At 53.7% G+C, this 18,839-nt stretch carries 20 protein-coding genes and 2 pseudogenes; 10 read left to right on the plus strand and 12 right to left on the minus strand.

Annotation, left to right across the window (positions count from 1 at the left end; genetic code table 11):
• Positions 1-43 precede the first annotated feature (43 nt).
• Complete coding sequence (locus M0D42_RS12860) at positions 44-1,222, plus strand: MalY/PatB family protein (protein WP_265019011.1); 1,179 nt, start codon at positions 44-46, stop codon at positions 1,220-1,222.
• 22 nt (positions 1,223-1,244) lie between these two features.
• Here M0D42_RS12860 and M0D42_RS12865 read toward each other — a convergent pair whose 3' ends face one another.
• Complete coding sequence (locus M0D42_RS12865; RefSeq protein WP_265019012.1) at positions 1,245-1,595, minus strand: hypothetical protein; 351 nt, start codon at positions 1,593-1,595, stop codon at positions 1,245-1,247.
• Positions 1,596-1,766: 171 nt separating this feature from the next.
• On the opposite strand from M0D42_RS12865, the gene M0D42_RS12870 reads away from it, so the two are divergent.
• The 4 genes from M0D42_RS12870 (at position 1,767) to M0D42_RS12885 (ending at position 5,952) form a co-directional block, all read left to right on the plus strand.
• Positions 1,767-2,741: a glutathione S-transferase family protein gene (locus M0D42_RS12870; RefSeq protein WP_265019013.1), complete on the plus strand. Its 975-nt coding sequence runs from the start codon at positions 1,767-1,769 to the stop codon at positions 2,739-2,741.
• A 135-nt stretch (positions 2,742-2,876) separates the two neighbouring features.
• Positions 2,877-3,812: a threonine-phosphate decarboxylase gene (locus tag M0D42_RS12875; protein ID WP_265019014.1), complete on the plus strand. Its 936-nt coding sequence runs from the start codon at positions 2,877-2,879 to the stop codon at positions 3,810-3,812.
• Between the two features lie 2 nt (positions 3,813-3,814).
• Positions 3,815-4,720 (plus strand): adenosylcobinamide-phosphate synthase CbiB, encoded by a 906-nt coding sequence (cbiB, locus tag M0D42_RS12880; RefSeq protein WP_265019015.1) that lies wholly within the window; start codon positions 3,815-3,817, stop codon positions 4,718-4,720.
• A gap of 62 nt (positions 4,721-4,782) precedes the next feature.
• Complete coding sequence (locus M0D42_RS12885) at positions 4,783-5,952, plus strand: lytic murein transglycosylase (protein ID WP_265019016.1); 1,170 nt, start codon at positions 4,783-4,785, stop codon at positions 5,950-5,952.
• 15 nt (positions 5,953-5,967) lie between these two features.
• Here the strand turns inward: M0D42_RS12885 and M0D42_RS12890 are convergent, their stop codons facing one another.
• Together M0D42_RS12890 and smc are read right to left on the minus strand one after the other, a co-directional pair.
• The gene (locus M0D42_RS12890; RefSeq protein WP_265019017.1) at positions 5,968-6,315 is read right to left on the minus strand and encodes a hypothetical protein; all 348 of its coding nucleotides are present in this window, start codon (positions 6,313-6,315) and stop codon (positions 5,968-5,970) included.
• 63 nt (positions 6,316-6,378) lie between these two features.
• On the minus strand, positions 6,379-9,834 hold the full coding sequence (gene smc, locus M0D42_RS12895; RefSeq protein WP_265019018.1) for a chromosome segregation protein SMC: 3,456 nt from the start codon (positions 9,832-9,834) through the stop codon (positions 6,379-6,381).
• Between the two features lie 198 nt (positions 9,835-10,032).
• On the opposite strand from smc, the gene M0D42_RS12900 reads away from it, so the two are divergent.
• Entirely contained in the window at positions 10,033-10,488 is a 456-nt protein-coding gene (locus M0D42_RS12900; protein WP_265019019.1) for a GNAT family N-acetyltransferase, read from the plus strand.
• A 2-nt stretch (positions 10,489-10,490) separates the two neighbouring features.
• Here M0D42_RS12900 and M0D42_RS12905 read toward each other — a convergent pair whose 3' ends face one another.
• Positions 10,491-10,904 carry a hypothetical protein gene (locus M0D42_RS12905; protein ID WP_265019020.1) on the minus strand — a complete coding sequence of 138 codons (414 nt, stop codon included), beginning with the start codon at positions 10,902-10,904 and terminating at the stop codon, positions 10,491-10,493.
• Positions 10,905-10,946: 42 nt separating this feature from the next.
• Positions 10,947-12,158 carry a PLP-dependent aminotransferase family protein gene (locus tag M0D42_RS12910; protein WP_265019021.1) on the minus strand — a complete coding sequence of 404 codons (1,212 nt, stop codon included), beginning with the start codon at positions 12,156-12,158 and terminating at the stop codon, positions 10,947-10,949.
• 153 nt (positions 12,159-12,311) lie between these two features.
• On the opposite strand from M0D42_RS12910, the pseudogene M0D42_RS16060 reads away from it, so the two are divergent.
• Together M0D42_RS16060 and M0D42_RS16065 are read left to right on the plus strand one after the other, a co-directional pair.
• A pseudogene (locus M0D42_RS16060) lies at positions 12,312-12,521 on the plus strand (GntR family transcriptional regulator); the annotation flags it as partial.
• Between the two features lie 105 nt (positions 12,522-12,626).
• Positions 12,627-13,079 (plus strand): annotated as a pseudogene (locus tag M0D42_RS16065) (FadR/GntR family transcriptional regulator); the annotation flags it as partial.
• A gap of 57 nt (positions 13,080-13,136) precedes the next feature.
• Here M0D42_RS16065 and M0D42_RS12920 read toward each other — a convergent pair.
• The 6 genes from M0D42_RS12920 to M0D42_RS12945 all read right to left on the minus strand — a co-directional run bounded on the left by M0D42_RS12920 (position 13,137) and on the right by M0D42_RS12945 (position 16,808).
• Positions 13,137-13,694, minus strand: a complete 558-nt coding sequence (locus M0D42_RS12920) for a F0F1 ATP synthase subunit B (protein ID WP_265019023.1) — start codon at positions 13,692-13,694, stop codon at positions 13,137-13,139.
• 5 nt (positions 13,695-13,699) lie between these two features.
• Positions 13,700-14,227, minus strand: a complete 528-nt coding sequence (locus M0D42_RS12925) for a F0F1 ATP synthase subunit B' (RefSeq protein WP_265019024.1) — start codon at positions 14,225-14,227, stop codon at positions 13,700-13,702.
• 82 nt (positions 14,228-14,309) lie between these two features.
• Positions 14,310-14,534 carry a F0F1 ATP synthase subunit C gene (locus M0D42_RS12930; protein WP_058316207.1) on the minus strand — a complete coding sequence of 75 codons (225 nt, stop codon included), beginning with the start codon at positions 14,532-14,534 and terminating at the stop codon, positions 14,310-14,312.
• Positions 14,535-14,616: 82 nt separating this feature from the next.
• Positions 14,617-15,324 (minus strand): F0F1 ATP synthase subunit A, encoded by a 708-nt coding sequence (locus M0D42_RS12935; RefSeq protein ID WP_265021154.1) that lies wholly within the window; start codon positions 15,322-15,324, stop codon positions 14,617-14,619.
• Positions 15,325-15,377: 53 nt separating this feature from the next.
• The gene (locus M0D42_RS12940) at positions 15,378-15,716 is read right to left on the minus strand and encodes an AtpZ/AtpI family protein (RefSeq protein WP_265019025.1); all 339 of its coding nucleotides are present in this window, start codon (positions 15,714-15,716) and stop codon (positions 15,378-15,380) included.
• A 186-nt stretch (positions 15,717-15,902) separates the two neighbouring features.
• On the minus strand, positions 15,903-16,808 hold the full coding sequence (locus M0D42_RS12945; RefSeq protein WP_265019026.1) for a DMT family transporter: 906 nt from the start codon (positions 16,806-16,808) through the stop codon (positions 15,903-15,905).
• Positions 16,809-16,934: 126 nt separating this feature from the next.
• Between M0D42_RS12945 and M0D42_RS12950 the strand changes: the two genes are divergently transcribed.
• On the plus strand, positions 16,935-17,273 hold the full coding sequence (locus M0D42_RS12950) for an ArsR/SmtB family transcription factor (RefSeq protein WP_265019027.1): 339 nt from the start codon (positions 16,935-16,937) through the stop codon (positions 17,271-17,273).
• 1 nt (position 17,274) lies between these two features.
• Here the strand turns inward: M0D42_RS12950 and M0D42_RS12955 are convergent, their stop codons facing one another.
• Positions 17,275-18,171 (minus strand): LysR family transcriptional regulator, encoded by an 897-nt coding sequence (locus tag M0D42_RS12955; protein WP_265019028.1) that lies wholly within the window; start codon positions 18,169-18,171, stop codon positions 17,275-17,277.
• Between the two features lie 125 nt (positions 18,172-18,296).
• Between M0D42_RS12955 and M0D42_RS12960 the strand changes: the two genes are divergently transcribed.
• On the plus strand, positions 18,297-18,833 hold the full coding sequence (locus tag M0D42_RS12960) for an FMN-dependent NADH-azoreductase (RefSeq protein ID WP_265019029.1): 537 nt from the start codon (positions 18,297-18,299) through the stop codon (positions 18,831-18,833).
• Positions 18,834-18,839 lie beyond the last annotated feature (6 nt).

An 18,839-nucleotide genomic window follows, 5' to 3' on the forward strand; every position in this document is an offset into this window, starting at 1 on the left:
AGCGTGCCAGAAATCATGCGAGATCAGCGGACGGGAGCCCGATATGAGCTTTGACAACATCGTCAATCGCCTTGGCACAGGATCATCCAAATGGGACCTGATGGAACGGGGTTTTGGTGTGCCAGAGAATGGCGGTCTTGCGATGTGGATCGCTGACATGGATTTCGCAGCGCCTGAGTTCCTACAAAAGGCCACCCAAGGCATCATAGATAACGGCAACTATGGCTATTTCTGTGGGATGGAGGCCTTTCATGAGGCCATGCACTGGTGGATGGATACACGGCACGGCTGGAAAGTGGATCCTGCCTGGACTTTTGTTACCTTCGGTTTGGGCCATGGCATTGCCACGGCCATGCAGGCCTTTACCGAAAAAGGTGACCGTATCGCAACCTTCACACCGGTCTATCATGAGTTTCAGTCCAAGATCGAAAAATCCGGCCGTGTAAACACACAGCTGCCGTTGATCAAAGACGAGGCTGGTCGCTATATCATGGACTTTGACGCCTATGACACCCTGATGACGGGTGAGGAAAAAATCCTGCTGATCAGCTCTCCGCATAACCCCGCGGGCCGCGTTTGGACGCAGGATGAACTCACTGCAATGGCCGCCTTCGTCGAAAAGCACGACCTGCTGCTGATCGCCGATGAAATCCACCACGATCTGGTTTATTCCGGTCACAAACATCTGGTGGCCCCAATCGCGATGCCAGAAATCGCGGACCGTATGATCATTACGACCGCCGCATCAAAGACTTTTAATGTTGCCGGTGGACGCTGCGGCTGTGTGGTTATTCCAAACGAAAGCCTGCGCGCCACCTTCAAAGCCTTTTACGATTCTTTTGACATCAATCCTAATCTCTGGGGCGTTGAACTCACAAAAGCCGCTTATTCTCCGGAAGGTGCGGCCTGGGTCGACCAGTTGGTGCCTTATATCGAAGAGAACTACCGCACGTTCAAATCTGCGATGGATGCCCTGCCGGGTATCGAGATGATGCCTATGGAATCCACCTACTTGTCCTGGGTGAACTTCGAAAACTGCGGGTTGTCGATGGAAGAGGTCAACGAACGCGTCTACAAAAAGGCACTGATTGCAGCGACACCGGGCAAGGGCCTCGGCAATGGCGGCGAAACCTATTTGCGGTTCAATATTGGCACACAGCGCGCGCGCATCAATGAGGCGGCAGACCGCCTAGCTGATGTATTTTCTGATCTGAACGGGTGACGGTGCCTCGGCTCCGCCTTGGTCAATTGCGCTGATCAGTGACCAAGGCCACAGGCGCATCTTCTTCGACGAAATAGTCCTTTGCCGGCGTGTCGCTGGCAGCTGTGGCACGTTTGAACTCGTAAAACATCTCTCCGTCTTCCTCGACAGAAGCAACGACCAGACACTGATACAAGTGTTTGGCGCCATCATAGAGATCTACGAACCCGCGCAGATGCGGGGCTTCTTCAACGTCTAACGTGAAGCCGTCTTCTCGAAACCGCAGCACTTTAAAAGTGTCATCTCCTGCCCTCACGCGAAGGCGGTTTTTCTTCTTCAGTTCTGCTTTTCGAGCCGCGTCCAGACCGGCTTGTACTTCCTTGGGCAGGTACATTATTTCCTCCATCCCCTGCTAAACCCTCGCGCTAAAAGCAGAATTCGTCAAGATAGGTCCAAATTAACACTTAGGTGATGTGCACAAATGCGCAACACTTCTGCAGCCTGTCCTGTTTGTTCATCCGCTCTCGGGACCTAATGTAAGGTCAAATGGTAAAGGAGATGCGACATGGGTTTGCTTGTAGACGGCAAATGGGTCGACCAATGGTATGATACCAAAAGCAGCGGCGGGAAATTTGTCCGCTCGCAAGCACAGTTTCGCAATTGGATTACGGCAAATGGGAGTGCTGGCCTAAGCGGCAAAGAGGGCTTCAAAGCAGAGAGTGGTCGCTATCATCTCTATGTGTCGCTCGCTTGTCCTTGGGCGCACCGCACTCTGATCTTTCGTCAGCTCAAAAACCTTGCAGACCATATTTCTGTGTCCGTTGTTCACCCTGACATGCTTTCAGAGGGGTGGACCTTTGAAACAGACGATCACGGTGCAACAGGTGACACGCTTTACGGCAATGACTTTGCGCACCAAATCTATACGAAAGCTGACCCGGACTACAGCGGGCGAGTGACTGTCCCGATACTGTGGGACAAGAAACAGGAAACCATCGTATCAAACGAAAGTTCCGAAATTATCCGAATGTTCAACTCAGCCTTTAATGAGTTGACTGGAAACACTTTGGACTTCTGGCCGAAAGCCCAGCGCAACGCCATCGAAGAAGCAAATCAACGCGTCTATTCCAACGTCAACAATGGTGTCTACAAATGCGGTTTCGCGACGACACAGGAAGCCTATGATGCTGCGGTGGTCCCATTGTTTGAAACGCTCGATTGGCTTGAGGAACGGCTTTCCAAATCTCGCTACTTGATGGGAGATCAGCAAACCGAAGCGGATTGGCGGCTGTTCACAACCCTCATTCGCTTTGATCCGGTCTACCATCTGCATTTCAAATGCAACCTGAAGCGGTTGATCGACTATCCAAACCTCTGGGCCTTCACACGCGATCTCTACCAAACGACTGGCGTGGATGAGACCGTCAATATGCAGCACATCGTGCGGCACTATCACTACAGCCACGACAGCATTAACCCGCATCGGATTATCCCTATCAATCCAAAACTCGACTACAGGGAACCGCACGGTCGCAGCTGAGGTCCCTCGTCAAACGCAGCACCCTTTCAGCGCGGCGGGGAAGATTTCGCCGCCTGAAAACGCAACAGTTGCCCTGCCACCTCTTGCCAAAACGCGCAAATTCCGCAAACAGGCAAGAGACGCGAGGAGACTGCAATGCAGGAACGAGATCACGGAGGCGGGTTAGACGCCGCAATCAAACGCTGGGGCGGCACGCGCACCGACTGGCTTGATCTGTCTACCGGCATCAATCCAACACCGTACCCGCTCCCGGAATTTAAAGCGCATTGTTGGGGGGCACTTCCCGACAAAGCCGCCGAACGGGCGCTACTCGATGCCGCTCGTAAATTTTGGAATGTTCCGGACGAGGCAGAAATTCTGGCCGCACCCGGCGCATCCAGCCTGATTGCGCGCATGCCAATGCTTTTTGAGCATGGGACTGTGGATATTCCTAAACCCACTTATAATGAACATGCAGCGGCCTTCGCAGCCCAAGGCTGGAATGAAAGCACAAGCAGCCAGGTGCGGGTTCTTGTGCATCCCAACAATCCAACCGGCCAGCTCTGGTCCCGCGATGACCTGAACGCTCCAGTTATTGTCATTGACGAAAGCTTCTGCGACGTCACGCCCGACCATTCGATGATCTCAGAAGCAGGAAAACCCGGTCGGATCATCCTGAAAAGCTTCGGGAAATTCTGGGGTCTTGCCGGGCTGCGCCTGGGGTTTCTGATTGCCGAACCAAAGATCATTGCAAAAATGCGCGATATGATCGGTCCTTGGGCCGTGTCTGGCCCCGCTCTCGACGTTGGCACACGCGCGCTGCTTGACCACGATTGGGCGGAGGAGACCCGCATTAACCTGCGCAAAGACGCTGCTCGGCTTGATGGATTGATGACCAAAGCCACTGCGGAGCTTGAAGGTGGTTGTGATCTTTTCCGGCTCTACAAAGTAGACAACGCCCAAAACTGGCACGATCGCTTCGCCGAACATAAGATTTTAACCCGTATCTTTCCCTATTCTGACACCTTCATACGCCTAGGCTTCCCGCCCCAAAATGGCTGGGAGCAACTGATCAACTGCCTGGATACATGACCATGGACATCGCCCTCATCCTTCTTTTGGCCATGCTGATTGACGCGGTTTTTGGTGAACCAAATTGGCTTTGGGATCATGTGCCACATCCTGCTGTCTTGATCGGAAACGCCATTGGTTGGGCAGACCGCAAGTTCAACAAAGGCAACGCAAAAACAGCCGGTGTGCTCCTCCTTATCGCGCTAGTTATCATCGGCTGGTGGGTCGGTGGCATGATCGAGTGGCTGGGTGCGATTCCAACTATACTTGCAGCAGCCATCTTGATCGCTCAGAAATCCCTCGCAGAGCATGTGGCAGCCGTTGGTCAAGCCCTGCGGAGAAGCCTTGAGGATGGGCGCCGTGAAGTGGCCAAAATCGTTGGTCGTGACACAACAGATATGAGCGAACCTGAAGTTGCGCGCGCAGCCATCGAAAGCGGTGCAGAGAACCTTTCAGATGGTGTCATCGCACCGATCTTCTGGTTCCTTGTTGCCGGCTTGCCCGGCCTGTTGGCCTACAAGACGGTCAACACAGCTGACTCCATGATCGGTTACAAAAACGAGAAGTATGAAGACTTTGGATGGGCCTCAGCGCGATTTGATGACCTGATAAACTGGATCCCCGCCCGTCTTACGGCCCTCCTGATCATGATCAGCCACCTCGATTTCAACCGCTGGTCGTCCATCCGTGACGACGCGTCCCTGCACCGTAGCCCAAATGCCGGTTGGCCGGAGGCGGCGATGGCTCGGGTATTGGACATCGCCCTCGCGGGTCCCAGATCATATGACGGCGAAATGCGCGACTACTCATATGTTAACGAATTCGGTCGTCGCAGCATCGGCGGCAATGATATCGACCTTGCTGTTCAAGCGCTTTGGAGAAGCTGGGCCTTGATGTTGGTAATTGTAGGCCTAATTGCGCTGATCTGACGGTTGAGCTTACGTGCGAGACTGCTAGTCTGCGCGCAAGTTTTGTTGCTCACGAGGATACTATGCGCTTTGCTCTCACCCTTGCCGGAATTTGCCTTTCTGCAACCACTGCACTTGCCAATGTGCCCTGTGGCGGCTCTTTTTCAGGTTTTGTTAACGATCTTAAGCAAGAGGCGATTTCAAAGGGTCATTCCCGTAAAACCGTGAACAACTTCTTTGCGAACGTCACTCAGGATCAGGCCACTTTGAAAGCCGACCGCGCACAAGGTGTCTTTCAGAAACCATTCCTTGAGTTCTCTCAGCGCCTGATTAGCTCGAACCGTTTCAATGTCGGCAAGTCAAAGGCGCAACAGCACGCCAACACCTTTGCCCGGATCGAGCAAAATTACGGTGTTTCTCCGGGTGTTCTTTTGGCTTTTTGGGCGTTTGAAACCGACTTTGGGGGCTTCCAGGGAAACTTCAATACACTGAACTCACTAGTCACGCTCTCGCATGATTGTCGCCGTCCGGAGCTTTTCCGGCCTCAAGTGTTCGCTGCTCTTGAGCTTTATGAAAGCGGTGACTTTTCCCCCACCAAAACGACTGGTGCTTGGGCAGGTGAAATCGGCATGGTCCAAATGCTGCCCGAAGACATCATCGTCAACGGTGTTGATGGCGACGGCGACGGCAAGGTGCGCCTGAAAACCTCTGCGACCGATGCGCTGATGTCTGGTGGCAAGATGTTGCAGCATCTTGGTTGGCAAAAGGGTCAGCCGTGGCTCCAAGAGGTTACGGTCCCGTCCAACATGGATTGGTCACTTTCCGGTCTTGGCACCAAAATGCCGTCTCGCGATTGGGCCAACATGGGGGTCAAACCACGTCAGGGAAAATTGGCCAACCTTCCAGCCTCTCTGGTATTGCCACAAGGCCACAAAGGCCCGGCATTCCTCGCCTACCCAAACTTCGATGTGTATTTTGAATGGAACCAGAGCTTCATTTACGTCACCACTGCCGCCTATTTTGCGACCCGGCTAGAAGGTGCAGCGCCCTACAACGCGGGCAATCCAGACACTGGGCTTAGCGGGCAGCAGATGAAACAATTGCAGCGCAAATTGCAGTCCAAAGGATACGACGTTGGTAAGGTAGACGGTATTCTGGGCGCAAAGACACGCGATGCAGTGCAGAGCGAGCAAAAACGCCTGGGCCTGCCAGCAGATGCATGGCCAACCCCCGCTTTGCTCAACCGTCTTTAATTCGAGTTAACGCTATTAGCGGACCGGAAAGCGTTCGCCCTTTTCGGTCTGTAATACCAATCGGTCTCCTGCAAAGACAAAGCGGTCACATCTCGTGAACCCATTTGCGAAGTCGACGCAGACAACGCCATCATCTTTCAACTCATATTCACCATAAGCCGTGCCCCCTCCGTCGTAGGTGTAGGAGTAGCTGCCATCGTCAGCATATTGGCTCAGACCGTTGTCGTAGAAGGTGATCGATTGCCCAACAATCCGGTCTTCTAGATCTGCATTGCTCAAGGCGATATCACCAGACCGATCATTCCAACTCTGTGCCATCGCAGGATTGGCGATAACCATCAGTGCAAATAAAGTTCGAAACATCTCAGCTCCCTTTTGCAACCAGATTAAAGGCTGAAACGGAGTTGTCGCGTCACGTTCGGGTGATCAAGCCACCAAAACCTCTGCCGCTTTCAGATCGACGCTTACAAGCTGGCTGACACCCTGTTCCTGCATGGTCACGCCAAACAGGCGATCCATCCGCGCCATTGTTACCGCGTGGTGGGTGATGATCAGGAAACGTGTGTCGGTCTGCCGGCACATCTCGTCCAAAAGATCACAGAAGCGCGTCACGTTGGCGTCATCCAGCGGCGCGTCAACTTCGTCCAGAACACAAATCGGTGCTGGGTTCGCCAGGAAGACCGCGAAGATTAAGGCCATGGCCGTCAATGTTTGCTCCCCACCAGAGAGCAGGGAGAGCGTAGAGAGTTTCTTACCTGGTGGCTGACACATGATCTCAAGGCCCGCATCCAGCGGATCGTCGCTCTCGACAAGAACGAGGTTCGCTTCACCACCACCAAAGAGATGTTTGAATAGCATCGAGAAGTTGCTGTTCACCTGCTCAAACGCGGTCAGCAGACGCTCACGGCCCTCAGAGTTCAGGCTTGCGATGCCCGAGCGCAATGTGCGGATGGCTTCCTCAAGATCCTGTTTCTCGGTCACCAGCGTTGCGTGCTCTTCCTGCACTTCGCGGCTGTCTTCCTCTGCACGCAAGTTAACAGCACCCAAGGCATCGCGCTGGCGCTTCAAGCGGTTCACATCCGCTTCAATAGTGTGGCTAGCTGGCATGTCATCAGGAGACACCTCTAGGCTTTCCAAGAGAGCCTCTGGCGTCAAATCCATTTCATCGCGAATGCGTTCTGCTGCCGAGGCCACAGTTTCCTTGGCCGCATCCGTAAGCGCCTCTGCACGCGCGCGCGCTTCGCGCGCTTCAGAAGCCGCACGCTCTGCTTCACGTTCTGCCTTTTCGCAATCCCTAAGCGCTGATTCAGCTGAAACCAAAGCATCCGAAGCCTCTCGACACCGCGCTTCAGAGGTGTCGATAGAAGAGGTCAGTTCTTCGCGTTTTGCACCGATTTCATCTGGCGCGAGCTGCGCTTCGCCGAGCTCTTGCTCAGAGCTTGCTTTCCGCTCCGCCAGCTCGCCACTGCGCTTTTCCGCGGTTTCCAGACGGTGTTTCCACCCAGAAATCTCTTTGGTGACTTGTTGACTGCGACCAAGCCTCGCTTCGCCCTCGCGGCGCAATTCATCATGCGCAGAGCGTTTGGACATCATGGTGATCCGAGCGGCTTCGACAGTCATTTTGATGTCTTCAACCTTAGCGCGGGCAGCATCCAAATCGCCCAGCTCCTGCATCGCGCGTTCGGCTTCTTGCAGACGACCACGAGATTCCATGGCCTCGTCTTCATGGCGACGCACGGCATCGCCCAGCGATTCAAGCTTGCCTTCCGCCAAATTGCGATCGGCCTCGGCGCGGCTTAAAGCGCGGGCGGCATCAGCCACAGCCCGGTCCGCCACCTTCCGCGCATCGCGTGCGCGACGATCTGCGTCTGACAGCTCTACCAAACGCGCTTGCAGGGCTTCGTGCGCTTGGACAGCACCATCAGCGCGCGCAGTCGCACGCGCCATTTCTTGTTTCAGCTCTTCCAAACGATTGAGTTGCTGGAGGCGCAAAGCCGCCGCACTCGGTGCATCTTCAGCCCAAGCCCGATAGCCATCCCAGCGCCAAAGGTCACCTTCGAGGGAAACCAAACGCTGGCCTGGCTTCAGTTGTGGTTGGATCGCCAGAGCATCTTCCGTGGCAACAAGACCGATTTGGCTCATCCGGCGTTCAAGTACCTCAGGCACAGAAACGTGCTGCACGAGTGAAGTAACACCTTCTGGCAAGGCTTGGTTCTCATCATAAGCTGGCAAAACGTGCCAGCCTGATGGGCCATCCTCATCTACTTCGGGCGCGCGAAGATCATCGGCGAGCGCAGCACCCAATGCTTTCTCAAAACCTTGCTGAACCTGCAGACGATCAAGGATTTGCCCACCTTCCGCAGTGTCTCTTTCGACCAGCTTCGCAAGAGCTGTCACTTCTGCCCGTAGCGCATTCAGCTCGCCTTCGGCCTCAGACCGTTCAGCACGGGCATCTGCTTCGCGGGATTGCGTTTCAGCGCGGGCTTCTTCAGCCAGCGTCAGTGCCTCTTCAACATCAGCGGCCTGCTTTACGGCAACAGCCTCGGCATCTTGTGCAGCTGTGAAATCTTGCTCGGACTTCGCCAAGGCCGCCTTGCTGGCTTCAACCGCCTGACGCGCTTTCTCTGCTTCTTGCTCGCTTTTTTCCTGCTGCCGTTGAGTGTCCGTCAGTAAACGTTGCGCTGACTGGTGGCGGGCCGCCAAACGCGCCACATCTTCGGTTAGCTCAGACAGATCGCTTTCACGATCCTGAAGCAGGGACGCTGCCTCACGAGACGCAACAGCGGCCTCTTCAAGGCGATCTTCGTGCCCTTCCGCAGCTTTGGCCAGTTCCCTCTGTTCCCACTCAAGCTGTTGAATGGTCTCGCCCGCGTCGCGGTTCAGACCGCTTTCACGTTCTATGTCTTTGCCAAGCTGTTCGATCCGGTTGGTCAGCGTCACGATGATCTGGCGCGCGTGATCTTCCTGATCTTTCAGACTATCTCTCTGCACTTGCAGGCGCTGCAAGATCGCTGCGGCGACTGCCTCTTCCTCACGGAGTGGAGGCAGCTTTTCATCCTGTGCTTCACGTGCTTTCGCCGCTGCGCGCGCAGCCGCTTCCGCTTTCGCTGCAGCAACGGTTCTGGATTTCAGATCGTCATTAGCCTTGGCCCGCGCTTCTTCGGCCTCACGCCACCGACGATAGAGAAGCATACCTTCGGATTGGCGCAGCTCAGCACCAATGGCTTTATATCGCGCGGCCTGACGTGCTTGCCGCGCGAGGCTGGACAGCTGGCTCGCCAATTGCTCAATCACATCATCCACGCGGGTCAGATTTGACTCGGCATTTTTGAGCTTCAGCTCTGCCTCATGGCGACGCTGATAGAGACCCGAGATACCCGCAGCTTCTTCCAAGATGCGGCGGCGCGCCTTGGGTTTGGAATTGATCAACTCAGCAATCTGACCCTGCCGCACAAGCGCAGGAGAATGGGCACCGGTCGAGGCATCTGCGAAAAGCATCTGCACATCCCGCGCCCGCACATCCTTGGTATTTACCTTATAGGCCGATCCAACATCGCGCGTGATCCGGCGGGTGATTTCAAGATTGTCATCATCGTTGAAACCCGCAGGTGCCAGACGTTCGCCATTGTCGATCTGCAAAGCAACTTCGGCAAAGTTGCGTGCCGGTCTGGTGGCGGCACCTGCGAAGATCACATCTTCCATGCCGCCCCCGCGCATTGCAGTCGGACGGTTCTCACCCATCACCCAGCGTAGCGCTTCTAATAGATTTGACTTGCCACAGCCATTTGGCCCCACGACCCCTGTCAGCCCATCGGCAATGATCAGGTCAGTGGGATCCACAAAGCTCTTAAAGCCCGTCAATCTCAGTTTGGAAAAGCGCAAATGGCAGCTTCCTTTGATTCCTTAGCTATGATTCTGCGAAGACTACCCCCCACAAGTCAACGGTTTTCCCCCGAATATGGGGTGTTTGGCGGAGTTATCCACAAGATATTGCGCCAACTCTTGCCGCTCGGAAACGGAAACTGGACTGTAAGGGCATTCCCTGCGACACAGTCGGGGCGGGCATGAAACGAGGGGCAAATGGCAGAAATCAATGTGACAAGAGGCGATCCACACGATCCAGAAGCAACTGCTTTGCTGCAGCAGAGCCATGCCTTGATGCAGGAACTCTTTGATCCTGAAGACAATCATTATCTGGAAATTGACGCGCTTTGCGTGCCGGAGATCCATTTTTTCGTCGCGCGCGCTTACGGAAAAATCCTTGGCTGTGCTGCACTCGCCAACAAAGGTGACTACGGTGAGATCAAATCCATGTTCGTGGATGCCGACGCTCGTGGCACAGGTCTTGCGGATGCATTGATGGATCAGCTGATTGCAGATGCTAAAGAGCAAAACCTTAAAGCAATGAAGCTAGAAACCGGCGATCTTCTAAAGGCTGCCCACAGGCTTTATGCGCGTCATGGTTTCGCGGAATGCGGTCCGTTCGGAGACTATGAAGAAAGCAAATCTTCGATCTTCATGACCAAGACGCTTTAACGTCAGAAACAATCGAGCGTCACATCTCGCCAATCGCCCCAACGCGATGGGGTGCTTTCTCCCAGACAGGTCAACCCTCTTCTTGGTGGCTGAACCCACTTTGCTCGTTCGCTTTTGCTGACGGGCCTTGAGCAATCCAGCACACCGGTAAGAAGTGCAACGTCGCCGTAGATTTCGACAAGGTTGCACCCGCTGGCTGTTTCAATCGCCATCTCAGCCTGAAGAGATATAACGCGAATATCAGGTCGCTTTGCAAAATTGGTCCGAACGGCCTGCGCATTCTCGCCTCTGATGTAAACGGAGAAACTATTTCCCGAAATGTCGTGACGAGACACATCTGCCCCGCGGAAAGCAGGAAACGGAGAGTCACAAGCTGAAAGCAACACCGCAAAAAGAAAACAGAGAAGATACCGCATATATCTTCTCTGCCGAATTTTACTTAATTTGTTCTTAATGCCTTAGAGAGCTTCTTGCACCACCTTGCTCAGGCGGCGGACGCCTTCGCGAATGGTCTCAGCATCAGCACAAGAGAAGCTCAGACGCATAGTGTTCTTGCCGGAGCCATCCGCAAAGAACGCGTGACCAGGGACAAAGGCCACATTTTCAGTTTCTAATGCGACTTTGAACAACTCGGAGGCATCGATGTGTGCCGGGAGCGTTAACCAGACAAACATGCCGCCTTCAGGTTTCGTCCATTGCACACCCTTTGGCATCATCTCTTCCAGTGCCTGCAACATCGCATCGCGACGCTCTGAGTACACTTTGTGAAGTGTGGAAACATGGGTATCGAAATGGGTTTCAGCAACTTTACTGATCGCCATTTGGTTTACAGTTGAAACATGCAAATCTCCGGCTTGTTTTAGCAAAACCATTTGTGAAACCAAAGGCTGTGCTGCGCAGATCCAACCGATCCGGAGACCCGGCGAAAGAGTTTTTGAGAAACTGCCACAATAGATGGTCCTGCATTCTTCAATGCTGCCCTTGCGTTCAATTTCAAGCGCCAGAATGGGCGGCACAACTTCGCCGTCATAGCGCAGGGATTGATAGGCTGCGTCTTCGATGATGACACACTCCAACTCTTCGGCCATGTCGATCAGGTTTTCGCGACCACGGCGATCCACGGTTTCACCCGTTGGGTTGGCAAAATCTGCAGAGAGGTAGGCAAATTTCACACGGCCGCCCTCAGCTTGTGCCGCTGCAGAGATATCAGCAGCGGAGCGATTACCATTCACAGTGAGCTTGTCATAACGCGGCTCATAAGCGTTAAACGCACCCAGAGCACCAAGGTAGGTCGGCCAGTTGATGAGGGCCGTGTCACCTGGGGATAGGAGCATCTTGCCAAGGTAGTCGAGCGCCTGCTGAGAGCCTGAGGTAATCATGATATTATCTTCGGTGCAGGTCACACCTAATTTGGCCATCTCTTTCGCCAACCAGCGTCGCAGAGGCGTATAGCCCTCGCTGATTGAATACTGCAGCGCAGTCCCCGCAGTTTCGGCAGTAAGTGCCTCTTGATAAGCAGCCCCGAATTGCTTTGCCGGGAAATAGGAGGCATCCGGGATGCCGCCAGCAAAAGAAATCAGACCCGGTCGGTCCAAGAGTTTCAACAGCTCTCTGATTTCAGAGGCCTTCATCCGCGATGTGCGGCTAGCGAATACACTCTCAAAGTCCATCGAATCCTCTCCCTGCAAGCTCGACAATAGGACAGTAAAGCAGACCTAATTAATGTCAACCTTTCTGCCGTAAATGCAGTGTAACACGCAACGTCACTTGCAGGTGCAGTGCCATCGTGGTCAAATGAACTGACCAAATTTTTCCGAGACGCCATGCCTTTTCAAAAAGTCACCCCCGAGAAACTGTCGACTTCAGTTGTTAAACAGATCGAACTTTTGATCCTACGCGGCGTACTCCGCCCAGGTGAAAGACTCCCGGCTGAACGTGAGCTATCCGACAAACTTGGCGTGTCTCGCCCAAGCCTGAGAGAGGCAATTGCCGAGCTGCAAGAGCGTGGACTTCTTGAAGCCAAAGCTGGCGCAGGCGTTTTTGTGGCAGATGTATTGGGTAATGCCTTTGCACCGGCATTGGTCAATCTCTTTGCGGCACACGAGGATGCGGTGTTTGATTACGTGTCTTTCCGGAAAGACATGGAAGGCTTGGCAGCGGAACGCGCTGCAACTTATGCCTCGGACACTGACTTGCAGGTGATCGATTCCGTGTTCAAGAAGATGGAAGCAGCCCATCCCAAGAGGAACCCCTCAGACGAAGCGCATTTGGATGCGGAATTCCACCTCGCCATCATTGAAGCCAGCCACAACGTCATCATGCTACATATGATGCGCTCGATGTATGATCTCCTGCGTGAGGGCGTGTTCTACAACCGCACCATGCTCTTCAAGCACCGAACAACGCGCTCTGAGCTTCTGGATCAGCATAGGCGTATCAACGACGCGCTTCAGGAACGTGATGCCAAAGCAGCACGCAAAGCCGTCGAGGATCACTTATCTTTTGTAGAGCAGTCTCTCGCCGATCATAGCAAGTCTCTTCGTAATGAGGTTGTGGCCCGACAACGGCTCGAACACGAACAAGCCCGCTAAAGACAAAAGAACCCGGCCACTTGGACCGGGTTCTTTTGAATTCGATTGTTGCTCAGCTTAGTGCAGCTTCGCGTCGACCTCTGCGATGGCCGCGTCGATCAGCTTGTTGCCGTCAGCAGCAGTCATGCCTTTCGCGATCACTTCGTTGGCAGCGCCAACTGCTATCACGATTGCTTGGTCGCGAACTTCTTTCACAGCAGATGCCTGCGCAGATTCAATCTGATCTTCCGCTGCGGCCAGACGGCGTGCGATGGAGGTTTTCAGATCTTCTTTCGCTTGCTCAGCCGCTGCTTCAGCATCGGTCTTTGCTTGCGCAACGATGCGTTCCGCCTGTTCCTGAACTTCTTTCTGCTTACGCTCGTAAGAGGCCAGAATGGTCTGAGCTTCTTCACGAAGAGCGCGCGCTTCGTCGAGCTCGGACTGGATGCCTTCGGCACGTTTGTCCAGCATACCCGCCAGCATGCCCGGCACTTTGAACTTGATCAGAACAAGAATGAACAGGATGAAAGCAAGCAAAACAACGAAGTCGGTGTTTGCCAGAGAGAAGAACGGGCCAGACGCTGCGAATGCAGGTGTCGCGGCGGTCAGGGCAAGAAGAGTAGCCAGTTTACGCATGTCTCTTACCCTTTCATCCGTGCTTCAACCGCAGCAGTGACAGCTTTGGCGTCAGCCTTGCCGCCCAGTGCGGATACGATCTCATTTGCCGTGTCGGCTGCAACTTCGCGGATGCTGTCCACTGCACCTGCGCGGATTTCGGCAATTGCCTTCTCCGATTCAGCTGCCTTGGCAGAAATCTCTGCGTCCGCTTTCGCGGTTGCTGCATCCAGGTCGGCCTGAATTTCAGCTTTTGCTTCAGCAACGATGCGCTGTGCTTCAGCACGAGCATCTACGAGCGCCTTGTTATAGGCCTCTTCCGCTTCAGCAGCTTTCGCCTTCAGCTCTTCAGCCGCGGCGATGTCATTTGTAATGGTCCCCTGACGCTCGGCCAGAACCGCAGCAATGCGCGGCAGCGCGATGCGCGACAGGACGAAATAGATCACAACAAGTGTGACCAAGAGCCAGAAAATCTGGTTGCCCCAGTTCGAGAAATCCAGCTGTGGCATGCCGGGTGCAGACGCAACCTCGGCGGCGTGTGTTTCAGTCGCCATAACGTCCTCCTGGGAACTTCCGTTTGATTACGGGTGGGGCGTCAAAGCACGCCCACCCGCACGTAAGGATGGTTCCGCTGGATTAGACGGCGAACATCAGCAGAAGTGCAACGAGGAATGCGAAGATGCCCAGTGCTTCTGCGAACGCGATACCGATGAACAGTGTCGCTGTTTGGGATGCTGCTGCGGATGGGTTGCGCAGTGCGCCTGCCAGGTAGTTACCTGCAACGTTACCAACACCGATAGCGGCTGCGCCGGAACCGATAGCTGCGAGACCTGCGCCGATGTGTGCGAGTTGACCTTCCATGGTGAATTCTCCTTACGTTGGAAGTGTGGAATTAGGTGTGAGTGTTCGACTTGCGTAGGCCGGGCGTCTGCCCGGCGCATACTTAGTGCGATGGATGCAGAGCGTCCTTCAGGTAAACACAAGTCAGAATGGTGAAGACGTAGGCCTGGATGAAGGCCACCAGGACCTCAAGACCGTACATTGCAGTGATCGCAACAACTGACACCGGGGAAACCACGGCGATGGCTGCGAAGCCTGCAAAAACTTTGATAACCGCGTGACCCGCCATAACGTTGCCCGCCAGACGAATGGAGTGGCTAACAGGGCGCACGAAGTAAGAGATCAGTTCGATGATCGCCAGAATTGGGCGCAGCGGCAGCGGCGCAGAGGACACCCAGAAGAGGCCCAGGAAGCCCAGACCGTTCTTGACGAAACCAACGATGGTTACTGTCAGGAACACCAGCAGCGCCAGAACAACGGTCACAGCAAAGTGCGAAGTGGTTGTGAAGGACATCGGCAAGAGGCCAAGGAAGTTGGCGAAGACGATGAACATGAAGAGCGTCATGATATATGGGAAGAACTTCACAGCATCTTTGCCTGCAACGTCTTCAACCATTTTGTAGATGAAACCATAAGCCAGTTCCGCGATGGACTGACCGCGGCCCGGTACGATTTTGCGGCTAGATGTGCCGAAAACCATCAGCGCAACAACAGCAACAACTGCCAGCGCCATCCAGAGAGTCACGTTCGTGATGGTGAACATTCCGATTGTGTCGCCACCAAACAGTGGTTTCACGATGAACTGGTCCATCGGGTGGAATACCAGACCACCCTCTTCTGCGCCGTGTGCCTTGTCTGCCACGTCTAGTCCCTCTCGTCTGTCTCAGCCGATGCATCTTGCTCGGCCAATTGTTTCGCCTGGATTTCCTTCGCGCTGCGGATCATCACATTGACCCCGGCGGCAAAACCCAAAAATATAAACAGAATTAGGAAAATCGGCTTCGTACCGAATAGGGCGTCTAGCCCCAACCCAACTCCAAATCCGATCAGAAGACCGGCAACAAGCTCAATCACCATCCGCCAGGCCAGCTGTGCCTGAGAATAGTGTTCCTCCATGTGGTCCTTGGGTGCCTGGGTCTTTTTGACCGCCTCGATCCGTTCCTCAAGCTGCCTTAGGCGCTCTTTGTCTTCAGGATCGGTCACGCGCATTCCCACCGGTTGAACTTGGGCGCATTGCTATGCGGGTGAAGGCCCTGAGTCAACGTGAGTCTTCCCCCTCCCCTCACTCTACTTAAATAATTGTTTTAAAATGAAAAATGCAGCAACATTAGCAGCGAATTTATTCACTGTTGAAGCGCTAATTCGGTCAATCCGGCAAATACTGTGTATTCAACTATTTGGTTGAATATCCCGTCGCTTGAAAATTCGACCGTCCACAAACAGCATTCCAACGAAGATTACAGCCACTCCCCCATATTGGATTGGCACAAGAATTTCGTTCAGGATCAACACACCAAGGACAACCGAAGCGACAGGTGCGATGAAGGTGATCGTGGAGGCCGTCGTACCGCCAACTTTTGGGATAAGCCAAAATAACAAAATGAATGCTGCCGAGGTCAGAACAAACCCGATCATAAACAGCGCATACCAAGTTTCTGCTGTTTTTATCACGGGCATTCCCTCTGCCCCAACAGCGAGGGGCGCAAGCATGACGGTAGCAATTGTCAGTGACCACGTCGTGAGAAGCACGCGGTCCATTTGATCAAGCCAGCGGATTAGGTTCAATGCGATCGCATAGCAGAGCGGTGCGATCATGGTTGCAAATAAAGCCATTGGATCAGACTCTCCCTGCCCCTGCAAAGCGGGCAACGCGAGTAAAACAATGCCGAAGAATCCAAACAGAACACCAATGCTTTTGAGCAGGGTCATCTTTTCACCCTGTGGCCAAAGATGGCTAACAATAACTACCATGATTGGCGTCATCGCATTCACAATACCTGCCGCCGAAGAGGTAATGTATTGCTGCGTCAGCGGGTAAACCGTCAAAGGGATCGCATATTGAAACGCGCTGAACAGCACTAAGACCACAAGGCTAACTCCGCCGAAGCCTAGCGCTGAACCCTTTGCGGCCTTCATTCCTAACAGCCAAATCCAGCAACCAAGCGCGCCAAAGCCAACGCGACCTAGCCCCACCATCAACGGGCCCAGCTCTCTCAGCAGGATTTCATTAAAAAAGAAGGAAGAACCCCATCCCGCTGCCAGGAGCAGAATGGCGGCCCAATAACGCATTGGCATATTGGCCTCACTGGTAAAATCAGAGCTTCAATATGCAAACAATCGGTCATCTGTCGACCCGAAGCTTGCGACTTGATGGGCGTAATGGCTTTAACTTGATGTTTCGGCTCTGTAGGATCGGCTGAAATGAGCGATCTCGACATCAAATTCGCCGCCCTTGCCGACGCCACACGCCGCAGCATTCTGACAATGTTGCTGGAGGATGATATGGCCGTTACGGATGTCGCTGAACCCTTTGACATGTCACTGGCAGCCATTTCTAAACATCTGATGATCCTCGCCAACGCAGGTTTGATCAGCCAAGAAAAGCGCGGGCGTGTGAAATGGTGCAAGCTGGAGCCAGACGCCCTAAAGGATGCCAGCGTCTGGATGCAAGGGTTTGGACAATTTGAACCTGTAAATCTCGATGCATTCGAGAGGTTTCTGGAAACAGAGCTAGACGGGCCTGAATCCAAACAACCCTAAGTCACTTCGCTTCCACCGTTTCGCAGTGCCAATCCTTAGCGCGTTCCTTCAGGAACTTCAGGAAAGCCTGGACTTTCACCGTTCGATGCAAATCGACATGTGTGACCAACCAAACCGCGCCATGCCAGTCTTGCTGTGCAGGCCAAACCTCTACGAGGTTGTCCACCTCATGGGAAAACCATCTTGGTAGGAATCCGATACCCGCTCCGCTTAGGATCGCTTGCTCGATTGCATTGGCGTCAGTGCCCCGAAAGGTCACATTTTCACGAGGAATAATTGAATTCAGCCACCGATAAAAAGGCGCGCGGCTCTTTTCATTGTCAGCCCCAACAAACTTGTGATGCTGGAACTCTTCAAGGTTATTCGGTTTACCAAATTCCGCCACATAATCCTTCGTCGCAAAAAGCCCAACATCCATAGTGACCAGAGGCTGGACCACATTGTCGGGCTCTTGCGGCGCAGCTCCTGCCCGGATCGCGACATGTGCCTCGCCATATTCGAGGCGGAAGACCCGGTCGTCGGTCAGATAGCGGATTAAGAGATCTGGGTGGCGATCCTGAAACTCGACCAATATCGGCGTCACAAGTCGAGACATTGTTGCCAAGGAAGTCACAACCAACTCCCCTGTGACATCATTTCCGCGGCCCTTGATGCGACCTTCAAGCTGGCCGAATTGATCGTCTGTTGCCTGTCCAACGCGCATCAAGTCTTGGCCAGCCTCTGTGGGGGTATATCCGCGCGCATGCCTCTGAAAGAGTTTGACACCCAAACGGTTTTCCAGCGCATCAATATGTCGGATAACAGTCGCATGATGCACCCCAAGCACATCCGCGGCCCCGCTCACGGTTCCTAGACGCGCGACCTGATATGCAGTTCTGATCTCATCCCAATTGTCCATTAGGTCCCTCTAAATCGGAATATCTGAATTGTTCATTTTTCAACATCTGAAGTGCATTTTGGAATATTGAGTTCATATTTGCAATAACCAATTCTAGGGCAAAGCCAAACTCAAGGAATAAGAAAATGACCAAGACTATCCTGCATATCGATGCCTCTGCCCGTCACCAAGATTCTCTTTCACGCAAGCTCTCTGCTCAGGTTGTCGAAGAGCAGAATGCGGACAGCGTTATTCACCGTGACCTCAGCGAGGGCCTCCCATTTCTGAACGAAGATTGGGCGATCGGGACATTCACACCACCTGAAAATCGGAGCGATGCACAATTGGATGCGCTTAAACTATCCGACACGCTGGTGGAGGAAATCCAAATTGCAGATACCGTTGTGATCGGCACTCCGATTTATAACTTCAGCATCCCTGCCGTGTTGAAAGCATGGATTGACCAGATTGCCCGCGCTGGCGTGACCTTCAAATATGGTGAAAACGGACCTGAAGGCCTGCTGGAAGGGAAGAAAGTGATTGTAGCTGTCGCGAGCGGCGGCACTGCGATTGGTTCTGACTATGACTTTGCCACCCCTTATCTGAAGTTCGCTTTGGGCTTCTTGGGGATTACGGATGTGACTTTCTTGAACAAAGACCATCTGATCAGCGAAGCGGCTTAAGCTGCG

It is taken from the genome of Cognatishimia activa, assembly GCF_026016445.1.
Taxonomy (GTDB): Bacteria; Pseudomonadota; Alphaproteobacteria; order Rhodobacterales; family Rhodobacteraceae; genus Cognatishimia; species Cognatishimia activa_B.

Bases quoted from the DNA above. Each gene is read 5' to 3' on its own strand.
- M0D42_RS12890 (WP_265019017.1), bottom strand. From the start codon at position 6,315: ATGTTTCGAACTTTATTTGCACTGATGGTTATCGCCAATCCTGCGATG.
- M0D42_RS12955 (WP_265019028.1), bottom strand. From the start codon at position 18,171: ATGGACAATTGGGATGAGATCAGAACTGCATATCAGGTCGCGCGTCTA.
- M0D42_RS12960 (WP_265019029.1), top strand. From the start codon at position 18,297: ATGACCAAGACTATCCTGCATATCGATGCCTCTGCCCGTCACCAAGAT.
- M0D42_RS12900 (WP_265019019.1), top strand. From the start codon at position 10,033: ATGGCAGAAATCAATGTGACAAGAGGCGATCCACACGATCCAGAAGCA.
- M0D42_RS12865 (WP_265019012.1), bottom strand. From the start codon at position 1,595: ATGTACCTGCCCAAGGAAGTACAAGCCGGTCTGGACGCGGCTCGAAAA.
- M0D42_RS12945 (WP_265019026.1), bottom strand. From the start codon at position 16,808: ATGCCAATGCGTTATTGGGCCGCCATTCTGCTCCTGGCAGCGGGATGG.
- M0D42_RS12950 (WP_265019027.1), top strand. From the start codon at position 16,935: ATGAGCGATCTCGACATCAAATTCGCCGCCCTTGCCGACGCCACACGC.
- M0D42_RS12860 (WP_265019011.1), top strand. From the start codon at position 44: ATGAGCTTTGACAACATCGTCAATCGCCTTGGCACAGGATCATCCAAA.
- cbiB (WP_265019015.1), top strand. From the start codon at position 3,815: ATGGACATCGCCCTCATCCTTCTTTTGGCCATGCTGATTGACGCGGTT.
- M0D42_RS12910 (WP_265019021.1), bottom strand. From the start codon at position 12,158: ATGGACTTTGAGAGTGTATTCGCTAGCCGCACATCGCGGATGAAGGCC.
- M0D42_RS12925 (WP_265019024.1), bottom strand. From the start codon at position 14,227: ATGGCGACTGAAACACACGCCGCCGAGGTTGCGTCTGCACCCGGCATG.
- M0D42_RS12870 (WP_265019013.1), top strand. From the start codon at position 1,767: ATGGGTTTGCTTGTAGACGGCAAATGGGTCGACCAATGGTATGATACC.
- M0D42_RS12930 (WP_058316207.1), bottom strand. From the start codon at position 14,534: ATGGAAGGTCAACTCGCACACATCGGCGCAGGTCTCGCAGCTATCGGT.
- M0D42_RS12920 (WP_265019023.1), bottom strand. From the start codon at position 13,694: ATGCGTAAACTGGCTACTCTTCTTGCCCTGACCGCCGCGACACCTGCA.
- M0D42_RS12935 (WP_265021154.1), bottom strand. From the start codon at position 15,324: ATGGACCAGTTCATCGTGAAACCACTGTTTGGTGGCGACACAATCGGA.
- M0D42_RS12875 (WP_265019014.1), top strand. From the start codon at position 2,877: ATGCAGGAACGAGATCACGGAGGCGGGTTAGACGCCGCAATCAAACGC.
- M0D42_RS12905 (WP_265019020.1), bottom strand. From the start codon at position 10,904: ATGCGGTATCTTCTCTGTTTTCTTTTTGCGGTGTTGCTTTCAGCTTGT.
- M0D42_RS12885 (WP_265019016.1), top strand. From the start codon at position 4,783: ATGCGCTTTGCTCTCACCCTTGCCGGAATTTGCCTTTCTGCAACCACT.